Origin of the sequence: Pseudomonas sp. Ga0074129 (assembly GCA_001465025.1) — a bacterium.
GTDB lineage: Bacteria > Pseudomonadota > Gammaproteobacteria > Pseudomonadales > Pseudomonadaceae > Aquipseudomonas.
The window spans coordinates 40,847-57,690 of record LNDO01000062.1; the positions used below are offsets into that span (position 1 = coordinate 40,847).

General features: G+C 59.5%; 17 protein-coding genes. 5 read left to right on the forward strand and 12 right to left on the reverse strand.

Translation table 11 applies throughout. The features are described 5' to 3' along the window. Positions 1-95: 95 nt before the first annotated feature. Genes AUK77_RS06645 through AUK77_RS06680 form a run of 8 tightly spaced genes read right to left on the reverse strand, consistent with a single transcriptional unit; the run spans position 96 to position 8,009 of the window. Entirely contained in the window at positions 96-1,109 is a 1,014-nt protein-coding gene (locus AUK77_RS06645) for a septal ring lytic transglycosylase RlpA family protein (protein WP_296127424.1), read from the reverse strand. Beyond that, a complete protein-coding gene (mltB, locus tag AUK77_RS06650) occupies positions 1,109-2,119 on the reverse strand; it encodes a lytic murein transglycosylase B (protein ID WP_296127426.1) in 1,011 nt (336 codons plus the stop codon). Before mltB ends, AUK77_RS06645 begins: the two co-directional genes overlap by 1 nt. A gap of 23 nt (positions 2,120-2,142) precedes the next feature. Next, positions 2,143-3,240: a rod shape-determining protein RodA gene (gene rodA / locus AUK77_RS06655; RefSeq protein ID WP_296127474.1), complete on the reverse strand. Its 1,098-nt coding sequence runs from the start codon at positions 3,238-3,240 to the stop codon at positions 2,143-2,145. Between the two features lie 38 nt (positions 3,241-3,278). After that, on the reverse strand, positions 3,279-5,171 hold the full coding sequence (gene mrdA, locus AUK77_RS06660) for a penicillin-binding protein 2 (protein ID WP_296127428.1): 1,893 nt from the start codon (positions 5,169-5,171) through the stop codon (positions 3,279-3,281). Between the two features lie 24 nt (positions 5,172-5,195). Further along, positions 5,196-5,663, reverse strand: coding sequence for a 23S rRNA (pseudouridine(1915)-N(3))-methyltransferase RlmH (rlmH, locus tag AUK77_RS06665; protein ID WP_296127430.1), 468 nt, complete (start codon positions 5,661-5,663; stop codon positions 5,196-5,198). Positions 5,664-5,675: 12 nt separating this feature from the next. Continuing rightward, positions 5,676-6,047, reverse strand: coding sequence for a ribosome silencing factor (gene rsfS, locus AUK77_RS06670; RefSeq protein ID WP_296127476.1), 372 nt, complete (start codon positions 6,045-6,047; stop codon positions 5,676-5,678). A 37-nt stretch (positions 6,048-6,084) separates the two neighbouring features. Then, a complete protein-coding gene (nadD, locus tag AUK77_RS06675) occupies positions 6,085-6,744 on the reverse strand; it encodes a nicotinate-nucleotide adenylyltransferase (protein ID WP_296127432.1) in 660 nt (219 codons plus the stop codon). Further along, positions 6,744-8,009 (reverse strand): glutamate-5-semialdehyde dehydrogenase, encoded by a 1,266-nt coding sequence (locus AUK77_RS06680; RefSeq protein WP_296127434.1) that lies wholly within the window; start codon positions 8,007-8,009, stop codon positions 6,744-6,746. Before AUK77_RS06680 ends, nadD begins: the two co-directional genes overlap by 1 nt. Before the next feature lie 263 nt (positions 8,010-8,272). Here AUK77_RS06680 and AUK77_RS06685 point away from each other — a divergent pair, with 263 nt between their 5' ends. Continuing rightward, positions 8,273-9,502: an alpha/beta hydrolase gene (locus tag AUK77_RS06685; protein ID WP_296127436.1), complete on the forward strand. Its 1,230-nt coding sequence runs from the start codon at positions 8,273-8,275 to the stop codon at positions 9,500-9,502. Between the two features lie 74 nt (positions 9,503-9,576). Here the strand turns inward: AUK77_RS06685 and AUK77_RS06690 are convergent, their stop codons facing one another. Then, on the reverse strand, positions 9,577-10,431 hold the full coding sequence (locus AUK77_RS06690; RefSeq protein WP_296127439.1) for a class I SAM-dependent methyltransferase: 855 nt from the start codon (positions 10,429-10,431) through the stop codon (positions 9,577-9,579). 223 nt (positions 10,432-10,654) lie between these two features. Here AUK77_RS06690 and AUK77_RS06695 point away from each other — a divergent pair, with 223 nt between their 5' ends. Beyond that, positions 10,655-11,971, forward strand: a complete 1,317-nt coding sequence (locus AUK77_RS06695; RefSeq protein ID WP_296127441.1) for a bifunctional DedA family/phosphatase PAP2 family protein — start codon at positions 10,655-10,657, stop codon at positions 11,969-11,971. Here AUK77_RS06695 and AUK77_RS06700 read toward each other — a convergent pair. From AUK77_RS06700 to AUK77_RS06710, 3 genes are read right to left on the reverse strand one after another with little or no spacing between them, the layout of a single operon-like run. After that, a complete protein-coding gene (locus AUK77_RS06700) occupies positions 11,965-12,552 on the reverse strand; it encodes an LON peptidase substrate-binding domain-containing protein (protein ID WP_296127443.1) in 588 nt (195 codons plus the stop codon). The genes AUK77_RS06695 and AUK77_RS06700 overlap by 7 nt on opposite strands. Positions 12,553-12,562: 10 nt before the next feature. Further along, positions 12,563-13,273, reverse strand: coding sequence for an LrgB family protein (locus tag AUK77_RS06705; RefSeq protein ID WP_296127478.1), 711 nt, complete (start codon positions 13,271-13,273; stop codon positions 12,563-12,565). A 2-nt stretch (positions 13,274-13,275) separates the two neighbouring features. Further along, on the reverse strand, positions 13,276-13,635 hold the full coding sequence (locus AUK77_RS06710; protein WP_296127445.1) for a CidA/LrgA family protein: 360 nt from the start codon (positions 13,633-13,635) through the stop codon (positions 13,276-13,278). 218 nt (positions 13,636-13,853) lie between these two features. Between AUK77_RS06710 and AUK77_RS06715 the strand changes: the two genes are divergently transcribed. From AUK77_RS06715 to AUK77_RS06725, 3 genes are all read left to right on the forward strand, one after another. Next, positions 13,854-14,309: a MaoC family dehydratase gene (locus AUK77_RS06715; RefSeq protein WP_296127447.1), complete on the forward strand. Its 456-nt coding sequence runs from the start codon at positions 13,854-13,856 to the stop codon at positions 14,307-14,309. A gap of 183 nt (positions 14,310-14,492) precedes the next feature. After that, positions 14,493-16,145 carry a C13 family peptidase gene (locus tag AUK77_RS06720; protein ID WP_296127449.1) on the forward strand — a complete coding sequence of 551 codons (1,653 nt, stop codon included), beginning with the start codon at positions 14,493-14,495 and terminating at the stop codon, positions 16,143-16,145. Positions 16,146-16,194: 49 nt separating this feature from the next. Beyond that, positions 16,195-16,836, forward strand: a complete 642-nt coding sequence (locus AUK77_RS06725) for an oxidoreductase (protein ID WP_296127451.1) — start codon at positions 16,195-16,197, stop codon at positions 16,834-16,836. Positions 16,837-16,844 lie beyond the last annotated feature (8 nt).

Here is a 16,844-nt window from a genome sequence, read left to right on the forward strand (position 1 = left end):
CACAGGGCCATAAGTTGCAAGTCACTCACCCTGATTGCATCAGGCAAATCAGGCGAGTAGGTGTTTAGTCCTGCAAAAGCGTGACAAGTGCCCGATCAGTCAGCTTTAACCAGTGTCGGCTCGCCCAGGTTAGCCAGGCGCACGCTGTCTTGCAGTTGTTCAGCCTCGCGCTGGGTGTTCACCGGGCCCAATCGCACGCGGTGCAGGATCTGCTGGTTGCGTACCACTGAGCTGACGAACACTGGCGCAACCACTGATTCGCTCAGCTTGGCCTTGAGTAACTCCGCAGCGTCCGGATTGGCGAAGGCGGCCACTTGGAGATACAGGCCAGACACTCCGACTAAAGCGTTTTTTTTTGCGTCAATCTGCACGGGGAGCACCGCGGCGGCATGCTGTTGTGGCGGCGGTGAATATTGCTCAATTGGCTGAGCAACGGGTTGTGCAACAGGCTTAGCCTGAGCGACCTGCTGCGGCGCAGCCAATACCATTGGCACTGGGCGGCCCTGCTGAGCCCACCACTCGTGCGGATCGATCCCCTCAACCTTAACGCGTGCGGTGCCGCTTTCGGCGTAGCCAAGCTTTTTCGCCGCCGCAAAGGAAAGGTCGATGATTCGGTCGGAATAGAACGGGCCGCGGTCATTGACCCGCAGAATCGCACTCTTACCGTTTTCCAGATTAGTTACACGCACATAACTCGGAAGCGGCAGGGTTTTGTGTGCTGCGGTCATGCCGTACAGGTCGTAAGTCTCGCCGTTCGCGGTAGCCTGGCCATGGAACTTAGTACCGTACCAAGACGCGGGGCCGACCGACTGATAACGACGCGCATCGGGAATCGGATAGTACTGCTTACCGAAAACGGTATACGGGCTGGCTTTGACCGGGCCGTAATGCGGCATGGGCACGGCATCTGGGATTTTTGATACATCAACATCCCACCAAGGCGCCCCGTCCTTGTGCGGGCGGTTGAAATCCGACGGGCCGGAAATGCCACCGCCTTGCTGTATGGGAGCAGTCGGCGTGACAGGCTCAGGCGCACGGGTCGACGAGCAACTGGCTAGCAGCAGCGCAAAACTGCCACAGGCAGCCAATTTAAACGGCAAACGCGACATCAATTATTACCCCGTGCCTCAACCAACAACTCGGCCAGCTGATTAACTGCCATTGCATACATTACGCTGCGATTGTAGCGGGTGATGACATAGAAATTCGGCAGACCCAGCCAGTACTCATCCCCAGCTGCGCCTTGCAGACGGAATGCCGTGACAGGTAGATCGTTGGCTAAAGGGTCAGCACTTGTCCACCCCAAGCTACGCAACTCTGCAACGTTCTTAACCGGTTCCAGGCCGACGGTCAGGCCCTTATCCACATCGGCCCCGTTGACGGTGGCCGCACTGACGACCGGCTGGCCAGGCTGCCAGCGGTGCTGTTTGAAGTAGCTGGCCACGCTGCCGATGGCGTCCGCTGGATTGGTCCAAATATTAATGTGTCCGTCACCGTCGAAATCCACGGCATAGGCACGAAAGCTACTCGGCATAAACTGCGGCAGGCCCATGGCGCCGGCATAGGAGCCTTTCAGCCCGATCGGATCGACCTGCTCTTCACGCGTCAGCAGCAGAAACTCACGCAACTCTTTTCGAAAGAACGGCGCGCGCGGCGGATAATCAAAAGCCAGCGTCGACAGTGCATCCATCACCCGCCAACTGCCGGTATTACCGCCGTAGAAAGTTTCCACGCCGATAATGGCCACAATGATTTGCGCCGGCACACCGTACTCGGCTTCGGCGCGCGCAAGCGTCGCTTCGTGCTGCTTCCAGAACGCGGCACCCTGAGTAATGCGCTTGTCAGTAATGAAGATCGGTCGGTAGTCTTTCCAAGGTTTAACCTTTTCTGCCGGGCGCGAAATGGCATCCAAAATGGCCTGCTTGCGCTCGACCTGAGCAAACAGATCAACCAACTGCTCACCGGCAAAGCCATAGTCACGGGTCATCTCAGCGATGAACTCATCGACCTGCGGCGACTGTTGATAGTCAGCAGCCAAGACCGGCTGCGCCGTTGCGCAAAAACCAGCCAAGAGCAACCAAGGCGCCTTACGAACCATCCAACCACGCGCGTTTTGCATTGAATACCTTGTCTCAATCAAATCTAAGTCATCCACTTTCGATGGGTGTGGATCGACATCAAAATTCCGAATCCGGCCAACAGGGTGGTCAGAGATGTGCCGCCAAAGCTGATGAAGGGCAGCGGCACTCCGACAACAGGCAACAAACCACTGACCATGCCGATATTGATAAACACATAGACGAAAAACGTCATGGTCAGTGCGCCGGCTAATAGCTTACCGAACAGCGTTTGCGCCTGCACGGTAATCACCAAGCCGCGCGCAATCAACAGCAAGTACACCAGCAGTAACAAACACACACCCACTAGGCCGAACTCTTCGGCCAAAACGGCAATGATGAAGTCGGTATGACTCTCTGGCAGAAAGTCCAAGTGCGACTGGGTGCCTTGCAACCAGCCCTTACCGAACACTCCGCCCGAACCAATGGCTGCTTTGGACTGAATGATATTCCAACCACTGCCTAGGGGATCGCTCTCAGGGTTGAGAAATGTCAAAACACGCTGCTTCTGGTACTGGTGCATCACAAACATCCAGAAGCCGATTGCAATTGGCACCAAAGCCGCCACAGCACCGATCACCCAGCGCCATTTTAGGCCAGCCATAAAGAGCACGAAGCCACCGGAGGTGATGATCAGTAATGAAGTGCCCAAGTCAGGCTGAATCAAAATGAGTACGAAAGGCACGACGATCATCGCGCCACTGATGCAAATATGCTTGAAATTAGGCGGTAAGCTGCGATTGGACAAATACCAAGCGATGGTCGCTGGCATGATGATTTTCATAAACTCAGAGGGTTGGAAGCGTATTACCCCGGGGATGTTGATCCAACGCGTGGCACCCATGGCGGTATGACCCATAACGTCAACGGCAACCAGCAGCGCAACGCCCCCCGCATAGGCCAGCGGCACCCAGCGCGCCATAAATCGCGGCTCAAACTGCGCGATGATGAGCATGCCGATGAGGCCAATGCCAAATGAGGTGGCCTGTTTCGTGACCACATCAAGATTTTTGCCACTGGCCGAATACAGAATCAACAGGCTGCCCACGGCCAGGGTTAGCAACAGCAGCAGCAAAATTCCATCAATATGCACGCGCTGCAGAAAGGTCGCACGCCGACGCAGCAAGTCTTCATTGGACAGGTTACGGTCGAAATTTCCGGTCATGGCGCAGTTCCAGTAGCCGCAGCTTGCGGGGCATATTCAGCCTTCAACTGACCCGTTTTCTCATCCAGCAACCAGGCATCCAGTACTTGTTTTACGACAGGCGCCGCAACACCCGAGCCAGACTCGCCATTTTCCACCATCACTGACACTGCAATTTGCGGATTTTCAGCCGGAGCAAAGGCTACAAACAAGGCATGATCGCGATGGCGCTCGGCCACTTTGTCGCGGTCATACTTTTCGCCTTGTTTAATCGCCACCACCTGCGCTGTACCGCTCTTGCCAGCGATGCGGTAAAGCGAAGCATCGCCAACCTTGCGAGCCGTGCCACGCGCGCCATGCATCACAGACTCCATGCCCTTGATGCCGTGGTCCCAAAACGCCGGGTCTCGCAGAACGATGTCGGGCGGCGGATTGGTATTGAGCACGGGATCATCACCAATGCTCTTGGCCAGATGCGGCCGAATCCACTTGCCGCGTGTCGCCATCAGCACCGTGGCCTGAGCCAGTTGTAAAGGCGTGGTCTGCATATAGCCCTGACCAATACCAAGAATCAGCGTTTCACCGGGATACCAAGGCTGCCGTAAGCGAGCACGTTTCCACTCACGTGAGGGCATCAGCCCGCCCGTTTCTTCAAACATATCCAACGCGACTCGCTGGCCCAGACCAAAACGGCTCATGTAGTCATGCATACGGTCGACGCCCATTTTGTGCGCCATGGAATAGAAGTAGGTGTCATTGGAGCGGGCGATGGCTAAATCCATGTCCACCCAACCATCGCCCGTGCGATTCCAGTTGCGGTATTTATGACTGTGGTTGGGCAACTGGTAAAAACCTGGGTCAAAGACGCGCGTCTGCGGCGTCACTACACCCGCATCCAAACCGGCAACGGCAACCATCGGCTTGATGGTCGAGCCAGGCGGGTAGAGGCCACGCAGAACCCGGTTAAAGAGCGGACGGTCAATCGAATCGCGTAAATCGGCATAGGCTTTAAAGCCAATCCCCGTCACAAAAGGATTGGGGTCAAAACTCGGCTGGCTGACCATTGCCAGCACTTCCCCCGTTTGCGGCTGGATAGCGACCACCGCACCACGCCGACCAGCGAGCGCATTCTCGGCAGCCTCCTGCAAACGCACATCTAGGCTCAGAATAATGTCTTTACCGGGGGTAGGGTCGGTTCGCTTGAGCACACGTAGCACGCGCCCCCGTGCATTGGTTTCGACCTCTTCGTAGCCGACCTGGCCATGCAACTCATCCTCGTAAAACCGCTCGATGCCGGTTTTACCAATGTGGTGCGTACCGCTGTAAGCGACAGGATCAAGCTTTTTCAGTTCCTTGTCGTTGATTCGCCCGACATAACCAACCGAGTGAGCGAAGTGATCACCCAACGGATAATGCCGTACCAATTGTGCGACCACTTCTACGCCAGGCAAACGAAATTGATTAATCGCAATGCGAGCGATCTGCTCCTCGCTCAATTCGAACAATACCGGTACGGGCTCGAATGGCCGACGGCCCTGACGCACACGTTTTTCAAACAACGCCCGCTCTTCAGACCCGAGCTCAAGCACACTGACAACTTCGTCCAAGACTCGCGGCCAATCACCGGCACGCTCGCGGGTCAGGGTCAAACTGAAGCTTGGTCGGTTGTCCGCAATAATCACCCCGTTACGGTCATAAATCAGCCCGCGGCTCGGTGGAATCGGCTGCACATGGATCCGATTGTTTTCCGCCAGCGTGGTGTGATGCTCGAACTGCACCACTTGCAGGTAATACATGCGGGCCACAAGAATGGACGTCATCAGCAAAACCACTGCCGCACCCACGATTGCCCGCTTGCGGATCAGGCGACTGTCTTTTTCGTGGTCTTTGAGGCGAATGGCTTGCGGCATCGGTGGCGGCTGACTGTTGGCTGATTACTTGTGATAAGGATGGCCGGACAACACCGTCCAGGCCCGATACATCTGCTCGCCAATCAAAATACGCACCAACGGGTGCGGCAAGGTGAGCGGTGAGAGCGACCAACGCTGCTCACTGCGCGCCTGAACCTCAGGTGCCAGCCCCTCCGGGCCACCGACCATCAAGTTGACCGTGCGCGCATCGAGACGCCACTTGTCCAACTCAACCGCCAACTGCTCGGTGCTCCAGGGTCGCCCCTCGACTTCCAGGGTGACGATACGTTCCCCAGGCTGCACTTTGCTCAGCATGGCCTCACCTTCCTGGCGAATCATGCGCGCCACATCGGCATTTTTGCCGCGCGTGGTCAGCGGTATTTCCACCAGCTCCAGCGGCAACTCGCTGGGCATGCGCTTGGCATACTCCTGCCAGCCGTCTTCGACCCAGCGCGGCATGCGCGAACCCACAGCGATCAGCTTGATGCGCACCGCTATGCGCCCTTAATTCTGCTCGGGGCCAGGCTCGGCGCTGAACTGCGCACGGCTCTGCTCGGCACCTTGCCACAGACGCTCAAGGTCATAGAACTGACGGGCAGTAGGCAGCATCACGTGTACGACGATGTCGCCCAGGTCGAGCAGTGCCCACTCGCCGGTGTCCATGCCTTCAGTACCGATCGGGCGCACGCCCTGCTCTTTGACCTTCTCCAGCACGTTGTCGACCAGCGACTTAACGTGACGGCTGGAGGTGCCGCTTGCGATCAGCATGAAATCGGTGATGCTGGTTTTGCCGCGCACATCAATGGTGGTGATGTCTTGCGCTTTGATTTCTTCCAGAGCGGTGATGGCCAGCTTGACCAGGTCTTCGCTCTGCATTTTTGCGTTTGTCATAAATAACTCGTTTGCCTCGTGTTCAATTCGCGCCACGGTACAGTCCGTGGGCATGGATATAGGCCAGTACCGTGTCAGGCACCAGAAAGCGTGCCGACTTTCCGCTCGCCAGTAGCGCGCGGATCTGGGTAGCCGACACCGCCAGGGGTGTCTGCCAGATAAAAGCAATTTGTCCGCCCGGCCCTTCAAGGGCCGACGGTGTACTCACACTGCGCGCCGCCAACAGATCACGCAGCGCCTCTGGCGCCTCACTGTCGGCGTCGGGGCGCTGCAACACCAGAATATGGCAGTGCTGCAGCAGTTCTTCCCAGCGCTGCCAACTGGGCAAACCACAAAAGGCGTCCCACCCCAGCAGCAAAAAAAGCTGATCATCCGCGCTCAGTTCACTGCGCAGCGATTCCAACGTGTCGATGCTGTAAGACGGCTTGTCGCGCTGCAACTCGCGATCATCCACCTCCAGCACATCAGCATCCGCCACCGCCAACGTGACCATGGCCAGACGATCCTGCGCACTGACCTGCGGCGCATTGCGATGCGGCGGGCGCGCACTGGGAATCAGGCGCAACTCATCAAGCTGCAACGCCTCGGCGACTTCCACCGCGCTGCGCAAATGGCCAATGTGCACCGGATCAAAAGTGCCACCGAGGATGCCTATGCGTCGGGCGTCGCTACGCTGGGCCATCAGGTACGGATATGTCCGTCGCCAAACACCACATACTTCTCGCTGGTCAGCCCTTCCAGACCGACCGGACCACGGGCGTGCAGCTTGTCGGTGGAAATACCGATCTCCGCGCCCAGGCCGTACTCAAAACCATCGGCGAACCGCGTTGAAGCATTGACCATCACCGAGGCGGAATCCACTTCGGTCAGGAAGCGCCGAGCATCGCTGAAGTTCTCGGTGATGATGGCGTCGGTGTGCTGCGAGCCATATTGGTTGATGTGCTCGATGGCCGCATCTAGCGATTCAACAATGCGAATCGCCAGGATCGGCGCGTTGTATTCGGCGAACCAATCGTCTTCGCTCGCTTCCAGCACGTCGCTGCCAAGCAGCGCGCGGGTCGCGGCGTCGCCACGCAGTTCAACGCCTTTATCGCGGTAGATCGCAGCCAGCGGCGGCAGCACCTTGTCGGCCATGGCGGCGTGCACCAGCAGGGTTTCCATGGCATTGCACGGCGAGTAGCGATGGGTCTTGGCGTTATCAGCTACGCGGATGGCCTTATCAAGGTCAGCGGCGATATCGATATAAACGTGACAGACGCCGTCCAAATGCTTGATCACCGGCACTTTGGCGTCGCGGCTGATGCGCTCGATCAGGCCTTTGCCGCCACGCGGCACGATCACATCAACAAACTCAGGCATGCTGATCAACGCACCCACAGCGGCGCGATCGGTGGTTTCTACCACCTGCACGGCGCTGGCCGGCAAGCCTGCTTCAGCCAGACCGAGCTGAATGCAGCGGGCAATGGCCTGATTGGAATGAATCGCCTCGGAACCGCCGCGCAGAATGGTGGCGTTACCGGATTTCAGGCACAGACTGGCGGCATCGATGGTCACGTTCGGCCGCGACTCATAAATGATGCCGATCACGCCCAGCGGCACGCGCATCTTGCCGACCTGAATCCCGGACGGCATGTAACGCATGCCCTGGATCTCGCCGATCGGGTCCGGCAGGGTCGCCACCTGACGCAGGCCTTCGATCATCGAGTCGATTACCGACGGCGTGAGTGCAAGACGATCAACCATGGCCGGTTCCAGACCATTGGCGCGGGCGGCGGCCAGGTCCAGTTCGTTGGCAGCCGTTAATTCGCTGCGCGCGGCGTCCAGCGCAGCAGCAGCAGCCTGCAGGGCACGGTTTTTCTGCGCCGTATTGGCCCGCGCGAGTACGCGCGAAGCACTGCGGGCGGCCTGTCCCAGGCGGGTCATATAGTCGAGCACGGACTCAGTCATGATCTTGGCAGGTCTGGCGGTTGAAAAAAGTCGCTGAGTATAACGGGCGCGCCGCCTCACGCCCAGCGCTGTGCGGCGGACGGTAAACAGGTCGTTCAGCAGAACCTTCGGTAACGCGGCAAAAGCCATGGCGATAGGCCTTGGCGGGAAACAGTGACACCAGCCTGCATCTGCCGCCCGAAGGTTAGGTAAACAAAATACGCATAAATGTTTACCGTGAAGCTGTACGAAAAACAGGCGGTCAACCGCCGGGTGGGATCAGCATGCATTACCGTACCGACTATTGCGCTGCGCAACTCAACGAAGCCCCGCGTGTACTGCAACTGGGCGAACTGCGCCTGCATTACCAGGCCTTCGCCCTGCGCAGTCATGACCCGCGCCCGCCCGTGCTGCTGCTGGGCGGGGCCTTCCAGAGTTTTCGCTCATTTGCCGCCGAGGTCAGCGAGCTCCTCACCGAACACCCAGTCATCCTGCTTGATCTACCCAGCCAGGGTTGCAACCTGCAACTGGCCCCCCACCTGAGCCTGGAACAACTGGCCGACCTAATCGCCGCCTTTGCCGAAGAACTCGAACTGCCGCCGCTGATGCCGATCGGGTTGTCGTATGGCTCGGCATTGGCAGGGCTGTTTGCCGCCCGCCACCCTCGGCACTGCGCCCGCCTGTTGCTGGCGGGAATCACGGCCTTCGGTCGGCCAGGGGCGCGGCTGTTACTGCAAGAGGGGCTGGCGCTGCTGGCTGAAGGGCGCACAGATGCTTTTGCCCATGGCGCACTCACGGGGCTTTTGAACCCGCTGCGCCTGGAGCAGACCGGCGTCGCGCCGGTATTTCGTAAAGCCTTGCTGCGCCAGATCCAGCGCCTGTCCGCAGCAGACATCGAACGCTACCGGCAAAACAGTCAGCGCCTGCTGGATTTTCAGGGCTTTAAGCAGCATCCCAGTTGCCCCACCCTGGTACTGGCAGGCGAATATGATCATTTCACTCAACCGTGGGAGCACGCGCACTTCGCCAACGCCTGTGCGCAGGCCACGTGCGCGCTGATCCACAACGCCGACCACCTCGCTCAGTTTGAGCAACGCGGAGCGTGCGCCAGCTTGTACAACCCATTTTTGCGTGGCGACGCCCTGCCCAGCCGCAGTGCAGGCACCCACCTGCTGGCGCAAAAGCAATTGCTGCACCTGAACAAACGCCACGAACCGCGCCTACCGCCCAACCAGCGCAACGCGCTCTTGCGGCATGCCGAGGGCGGCGAATGGCGGGTAACGGTGGATGAACTGGGTTTCTTTGGTGGTTTGCTACAGGGCGACCTGCCTGAGTTGTGCGGCACGCGTGGCTGGCAACTGCACTGCAAGGATTTGCCGGCGCAGCCTTTGCTGCCGCTGCGCCAAGACGCCAACGGCGTGGCTTTCGTCTTTCCGCACAGTGAACCACTCGCCAGCCAAACACTGGCCCTGCAATTTAGCCTGCCGCCTTTGCCCAGCGCGGCCTGCGCTTAACAGGCAATGAAAGGAAGCAACGCGAGACGTCACCTCACCTCCACGAGGCGCTGAACGCGTTGCAGCGAGCACGCTCAGACCCGCGCCTCAATGACCCGCACCAACCCCGCATTACGCGACGGCGCCAGGCCTAGCGCCTGACTGGTCAAGCTTGGATCAAAGACCGTTACGTCTGTAAAACCGCAACGCTGAAAGCCCTGAGCAATCGCCTGATCATCGCGGTAATGCAGCGGGTAACTGCCGCGCGTAAGGCGGCCGATCAAATCAACACCCCAGCGCAACTGGCGGTAACGCGGATGCTCATGCAGATCCGGGTACAGTTCGGTGAGGTAGGTGGCGTGAGGAAACACGCGCAATTGTTCAGCCAGGCGCGTCCAGAACGACTCAATCAAGGGCAACTCGAAGTAATTCACCAACCCTTCGGTAATCACCACCAGCGGTTTACTGCGGTCCAGTTCAGCAAACAGTGCGCTTAGGCTTCTGCTGCCCTCCTCGGCCAGAATATCCACCGACCGCACCTGATGCTGACTGCCCAACCAGCCTTGCGCGTGAAGCAAGAGCCGCTTGCGCGCCGCCATCACCGGCAAATCTGCCTCGACATAACGTAACTGCGGGTAACGGGCGGTAAAACGACGACCGCGCGGTGACAAACCGCATGCAATCTCCACCACTTGGCACACACCACGCTGCTCAATCGCGGCTGTCAGTTGCGCATCAATTTGCAAATGCCGCTGCAACAGAAACAGCTCAATGTCCAGGCCAAACCCAACCCGCGCGCCCCAGGTAATCGGGCTGAGCAGGCCGTGTACAAAACGACCAAACCCGGTCTTAAAGGCTGCATCAGCCAATTGATGGCGATACCAGACGTAGCCGGTGTAGTGGGCGCTGGGGCTGATATGGGCGCTGCTGGCACGGGCGCGTTCAGGCATGATTAAGACTCTTGTTGTTATTATTGACCGGCACCGCTGATACCCTGCGCGCGCCTGTTGCGCAGCAGCCTATGCCCTGACGAGCCAAGCGACAACGCATGCCAGCCGATCCCAACCTTAGTTTGCCGCTCACTGCTCAACCCGGCGTGTTCGAATATTTAGGTAGCCTCACGCGCACCAACCGCGCCCGTACAGCCCATCAACCGCACAAGGATAACCAGCCATGACACAGTGGCTAGAGACTGTAACGCAGTGGCTTGGCCACCACCCCGAGTGGTTGGCACTGGCCATTGTGCTGATCGCCTGCATCGAGTGCCTGGCAATTGTTGGCATTCTCATACCCGGCACAATTCTGATGTTCGCCGTCGCGGTGCTGGCGGGCAGCGGCGCGCTGACGCTCTGGGAAACACTTCTGCTGGCCTACGTGGGCGGTTTGCTGGGCGATGCAATGTCGTACGCCATAGGCCGCTATTTTCATCGCGACATTCGCCGCTTGCCGGTGCTGCGCCATAACCCGCAGTGGCTGAGCAGTGCCGAGGGCTATTTCCAGCGTTATGGCGTCGCCAGTTTGCTGATTGGTCGCTACATCGGTCCGCTGCGCCCCATGCTGCCTATGGTGGCGGGCGCACTGAATATGCCTCCGGTTCGTTTTATGGCAATCAGTATGCTGGCCGCGGCGGGTTGGTCGGTGGCCTACATGCTGCCAGGCTGGGCCACAGGTGCCGCACTGCGCCTGCCCTTGCCCGAGAACTTCTGGCCGCAGGCGGGCGCAGTCGCCGCTGCCGTCGCCATCGTCGCCGCCTTAAGCATTCAAGGCACATTGCGCCAGGTGCGTCACGCCAGCCTGCTGGCGGCCGTGGCCAGCCTGACGCTGTGTGCCGCGTTAATGATCAGCTGGCCCTTCCTCAACCAACTCGATCAAGGCCTGCTGACCTTGCTGCAAGCGCAACGCACGGCCAGCCTCGACAGCCTGATGGTGCTGATTACCCGCCTTGGCGACCTGCATACACAGCTGATTGCTGCCTTGGTGTTGTGTTTGGTATTGCTGGCGACCCGGCAATGGCGCGCGCTGTACCTGGCGATTGGGGCCACGCTGGGTACCGCGTTAGCGAACACCGCACTCAAGACGCTGTTTGCCCGCAGCCGACCAGATGTGCTGCTCGACCCCCTGAGCAGTTACAGCTTCCCCAGCGGACACAGTTCCGCAGCGTTTGCGTTTTTCCTGCTGCTGGGGCTTTTGGCCGGCCGCGGGCAACCGCCGCGCTGGCGGCTGACCTGGCTACTGCTGGCCAGCCTGCCGGCAACCGCGATAGCCCTTTCGCGCGTGTACTTGGGCGTGCATTGGCCAAGCGACATTATTGCGGGCGCCGCTTTGGCGGCTGGGATCTGCGCATTGAGCCTGGCTCTGGCGCAGTGGCGCACACCTTTACCGGCACTACCCGCCAAGGTCTGGTGGTTAATGCTGCCGGCTGTAATCGCGGTGTTGGGCGGCATGGCCACTTGGCAACTGTCGGCGGGGCTGTTGCTATACCGTTATTGATGGCCGTTTTGTAGCAAATCCAGCAGTTGCTGGAGTAAATCCAAGCGCGATTCAGCGCTGGCTGTATCAAGCAATTGCAGCTTGCGCTCGCTGTCCAGCGGCAGCAGGTAGGCCAGTTGATTGGCCAACGCCTGCTGCCCGGCAGGCTCAGCCGACATGCCCAACGCAGCCACCAAGGGATGCGCACTGAGCGCGCTCAGCAATGCAGCCAAATCAGCGTGTTCGGCCCGCAGCGGCTGCTCATCAGACTCGCTCAGCCATTGCACCTGCGCCACGCTGAGTTGGTCCGGCAACACCTGGGCGCTGAGCACACGAAAGCGCCGCGCACCCTCAACGCGAATACCCAACAAGCCATTGGGCAACTGCTGGAAATCGTGGATCAGGGCCTCGCAGCCCATCGCCGAAAACTGCCCGGCTGCGGCTCCCACTTCGTTGCCTTCGACAATGCACACCACACCAAAACCCTGCCCCTGCTTCATGCAGCGACTGATCATGTCCAGGTAGCGTGGCTCGAAGATTTGCAAATCGAGCATGCAGCCGGGGAACAGCACGGTATTGAGTGCAAATAACGGCAATGTCACACGCCTAACCTCATAGCCAGAACAAAATCGCCAACGGCAGCAATACCGCTGTCACCACACCCATCAGACTCATCGCCAGAGCAGAAAAAGCGCCACACTCATCGCCTTCCTGCAGGGCGCGCGCCGTACCCACCGCGTGGGCGGTCAGGCCCAGCGCCATGCCCAACGCGGCGGGGTGGTGCACGCCGCAGCGCTTGAGCAAAGACGGCCCGATAATCGCGCCAATAATCCCGGTGATCATCACAAACACCGCCGCCAAAGCGGCAATCCCGCCAATCTGATTGGCCACCAACATGGCAATCGGCGAGGTGACCGACTTGGGCGCCATGCTCATCAGCATCACCTGCTCGGCCCCAAAAGCCCACGCCAGGCTCACGCCCAACACCGTGGCCACCACGCCCGCAATCAGCAGAGTGATCAGGATTGGCCAAAACAGCTGGCGAATACGCCGCAGATTGATAAACAACGGCACCGCCAGCGCCACCGTGGCCGGCCCCAGAAACAACGTCATGGCCGCCACGCTGTCGCGGTATTCGTTAAAAGTCAGGCCGCAGGCCAACAAAATGCCGATTACTGTCAGCATGGACAGCAACACCGGCTGCAAAAATACCCAGCGGGTTTTCTCGTAGGCAACCACTGCCAATTGATAAGCGCCGAGGGTGATGCCGACACCAAACAGCGGGTGATGAGTGAGCGCCTGCCAGGCGGCGTGCCATTCCAGATTCATGCATCCTCCCGGCGTTGCTGACGATCGATGAGCTTTTGCATCAACCAACCGGTAAACACAATCGAGATCAGCAACGACAGCAACAATGCCCCGGCAATCGCCCAGAAGTCCGCAAAGATCGCTTCGGCATAGGCCATCACGCCGACCGCAGGCGGCACCAGCAGCAACGGTAGGTACTTCAGCAAGCTCGTCGAGGCTTCATGCAGTGGCTCGCCCACCTCCCCGCGCACCAACAAGAAGACAAACAGCAACAGCATGCCGATGATTGGCCCCGGCAGCATCGGCATCAACAGAACATTCAGCGCAGTGCCGAGAAGCTGGCACAACACCAGCCAGGAAAGGCCGCGTAACAGCATGATGGGTAATCTCCGAATCGTATGATCCCAGGCGCAGTGCCGCGCATTATAAGCAGAACCCCTCGGTAATGGCCGAGATACAGCGGTCGAGTGGGAAAAGCAGAAACGCCAATGCAGCCGGCAACTGACACTTGACCCTGTCGCAAACCCATGATGATCTAAAGGCAGAAGGATTTACGCCCCAAAAAAAACAACACTTGCGTCTTCAAGGAGAAACCATGACATCAGTACCCGCCGCCGAATTGCCCAGCTACATCGGCAAAGAACTCGGCCGTTCCGAATGGCTGACCATCGATCAAGAGCGCATCAACCAGTTTGCCGAGTGCACCGGCGATCACCAGTTCATCCACGTTGACCCGGAAAAAGCCAAGCTCACCCCGTTTGGCTCAACCATCGCCCACGGCTTCCTCTCGCTGTCGCTAGTGCCCAAGCTGATGGAAGGCATCATGATCATGCCCAAAGGGCTGAAGATGGCCGTCAACTATGGCTTGGACAGCGTGCGTTTTATCCAGCCGGTGAAGGTCAACTCCAAGGTACGCCTGGTCGTCACCCTGACCGATGCCACCGAGAAAAACCCCGGCCAATGGCTGCTCAAAGCCAAGGTCGTGCTGGAAATCGAAGGTTCGGAAAAACCCGCCTATATCGCTGAACCGCTGACCCTCTGCTTCGTCTAACCGCAGCCGGCTGACCACGGCGTACAGATCAACCTGTATGCCGTGGCCTACTCAACCAGCCTCACTCGCGGCAGCGGTAACACCTCACACCCGCCTATTTTCATATCGTCCGTACGCTCAAACCCGGCACTCTGCGCGGTTTGAGGCATACTCGGCGTACCTCCACAGCCCGGATTGTTGCCCATGCTGCGTCTGTCCCATCTGGCTCCTTTAAGCCTTGCCCTGTTTCTGGCCGCGTGCGGCGATGCTGAACCGTTGCTGCCGCCTGATGCGGTTCTGCCGGATGGCAGTCGATACCGTGGTGAGGTCATTAATGGCCTGCTGCAGGGTCAGGGCCGGCTGGATTACGGTGATGGCAGTCATTACCAAGGGCAGTTCAAAGACGGTCAATTCAACGGCCAGGGCATTTACACCTACGCCGATGGCAGCCGCTACGAAGGCCACTTTGTAAAGGGCCTGCCCAGCGGTGAAGGGCATCTGAGCAGCTCGGACTTCGATTACCGGGGCGAATTTCGCCAAGGTCAATACAACGGTCTGGGCGTATTGCAATGGCGCAGCGGTGATGGCTTTCAAGGCCAGTTCCGACGGGGCGAGCCGCACGGTCAGGGGGTAATGACCGACACCGAAGGCAACGTCTTCACCGGCAGTTTTGACAATAACCAACTCAATGGCCTGGGCAGCTTCAAGAGCGCTGATGGCGACCTGTACAGCGGCGAGTTTCGCGACAATCAGTTTCACGGCAAAGGGCGCTACCAAAGCGCTAACGGCGACGTCTGGAGCGGACGCTTTCGTGAGGGCAGCCTGAGCGGCAAGGGCCAGTTGACCGGCACCGACGCAAGCCACTACCAAGGCCAGTTCCGCGACTGGCGCTACCATGGCGAGGGCCGTTTGAGCCAAGCCGATGGCAGTGTTTACCAAGGCCAATTTTCTTATGGCAAATACCACGGTGACGGCAGCCTGACCCTGGCCGATGCCAGCGTGCAGCGCGGCACTTGGCAGCATGGTCGGCTGATTCGTGACGGTGAAGGCAAGGTTATAGCCGACGCACTGGCTGAAGGGCTGCTGGAGCAAGGCCGCCTGCTGGACGAGGCGATCGCGCAACTTCCCGCCTCGACTCCGGCGATCGAACTCTACGCCATGACCGTCGCCGGCGACGGCAAGCAAAGCGTGTTTATGCGCGAGGCCGATTACGTCGGCAACCTGTTGCAAACGCGCTTTGCGGCCCACGGCCGGCTGACTTTGATCAACCACCGCGATCATCTGGCCACCCGCCCGATGGCCACCAGCGCCAGCCTGGGCCGTAGTTTCCAGGCGCTGGCTGAGCGCAGCGGCGCGGAAGACCTGATCTTCATTTACCTCACCAGCCACGGCTCGGCCCAGCACGAATTACACATCGACCAGCCGCGCCTGCAGCTGGCTGACCTGCCCGCCAGTGAACTGGCCAGCCTGCTCACGCCACTCAAGGACCGCTACAAGGTGCTGGTCATTTCGGCCTGCTACTCCGGCGGCTTTATCCCTGAACTGCAGGACGAAAAAACCCTGGTGATCACTGCGGCGCGCGCCGACCGGGTGTCATTTGGCTGTTCCGAAGAAAACGACTTCACCTACTTCGGCCGCGCCCTGTTTGCCGAAGCCCTGCAGGAAACCGATGACCTGCAACGCGCCTTCGAGCTGGCTAAAGCCAGCGTGGCCGCGCGGGAAAAAAGCGACGGCTTTGAACCCTCCGAACCGCAAATCTGGCCGGCCAAGGCCGTGCTCGCGCAGTGGCAAACCTGGCGCGCCGAACAGGCCCAGACTGCCCCAGCGGACAGCCCACCAACGGCCGACACACCCTGACCGCCAAGCGCCTGTTAAGCTCAAAGAAATCAGCGGAGATTCATAGCCTATGTATTTGACGCCCCAACACATCCTGCTTGCAGGTGCCACCGGCCTGACCGGCGAACACCTGCTCGACCGCCTGCTGAACGAACCCACCGTGGCCCGCGTCCTGGCCCCTAGCCGCCGCGCGCTAGCCGAACACCCGCACTTGGAAAATCCACAAGGCGAACTGGCCGACCTGCTGCCCGGCTTGACTGGACCGGTGGACACCGCTTTTTGCTGTCTCGGCACCACGATCAAACAAGCCGGTTCGCAAGCGGCTTTTCGCGCCGTGGATTACGACTTGGTGATCGCCTTTGCCGAGCGCGCCCGCGCCCTCGGCGCCCGCCACCTGCTGGTAATCAGCGCCCTCGGTGCAGACGCCAACGCCTCGGTGTTTTACAACCGCGTCAAAGGTGAAATGGAAGATGCCCTGCGCGCACAAGGCTGGCCGCAACTGACCATCGCCCGCCCCTCCCTGCTGCTCGGTGCGCGTCAGGAGTTTCGTTTGGGCGAACGCCTGGCCGCGCCGTTTATGCGCTGGCTCCCGGGCAAATATCGCGGAATTAAAGCCACGGTACTGGCGCGCGCGCTGTGGCGCTTGGCGCTGGAAGAAGATGCCGGCACACGGGTGATTGAATCCAAACAACTGCGCCGTCTTGGCCGCTAAGAGAAGTA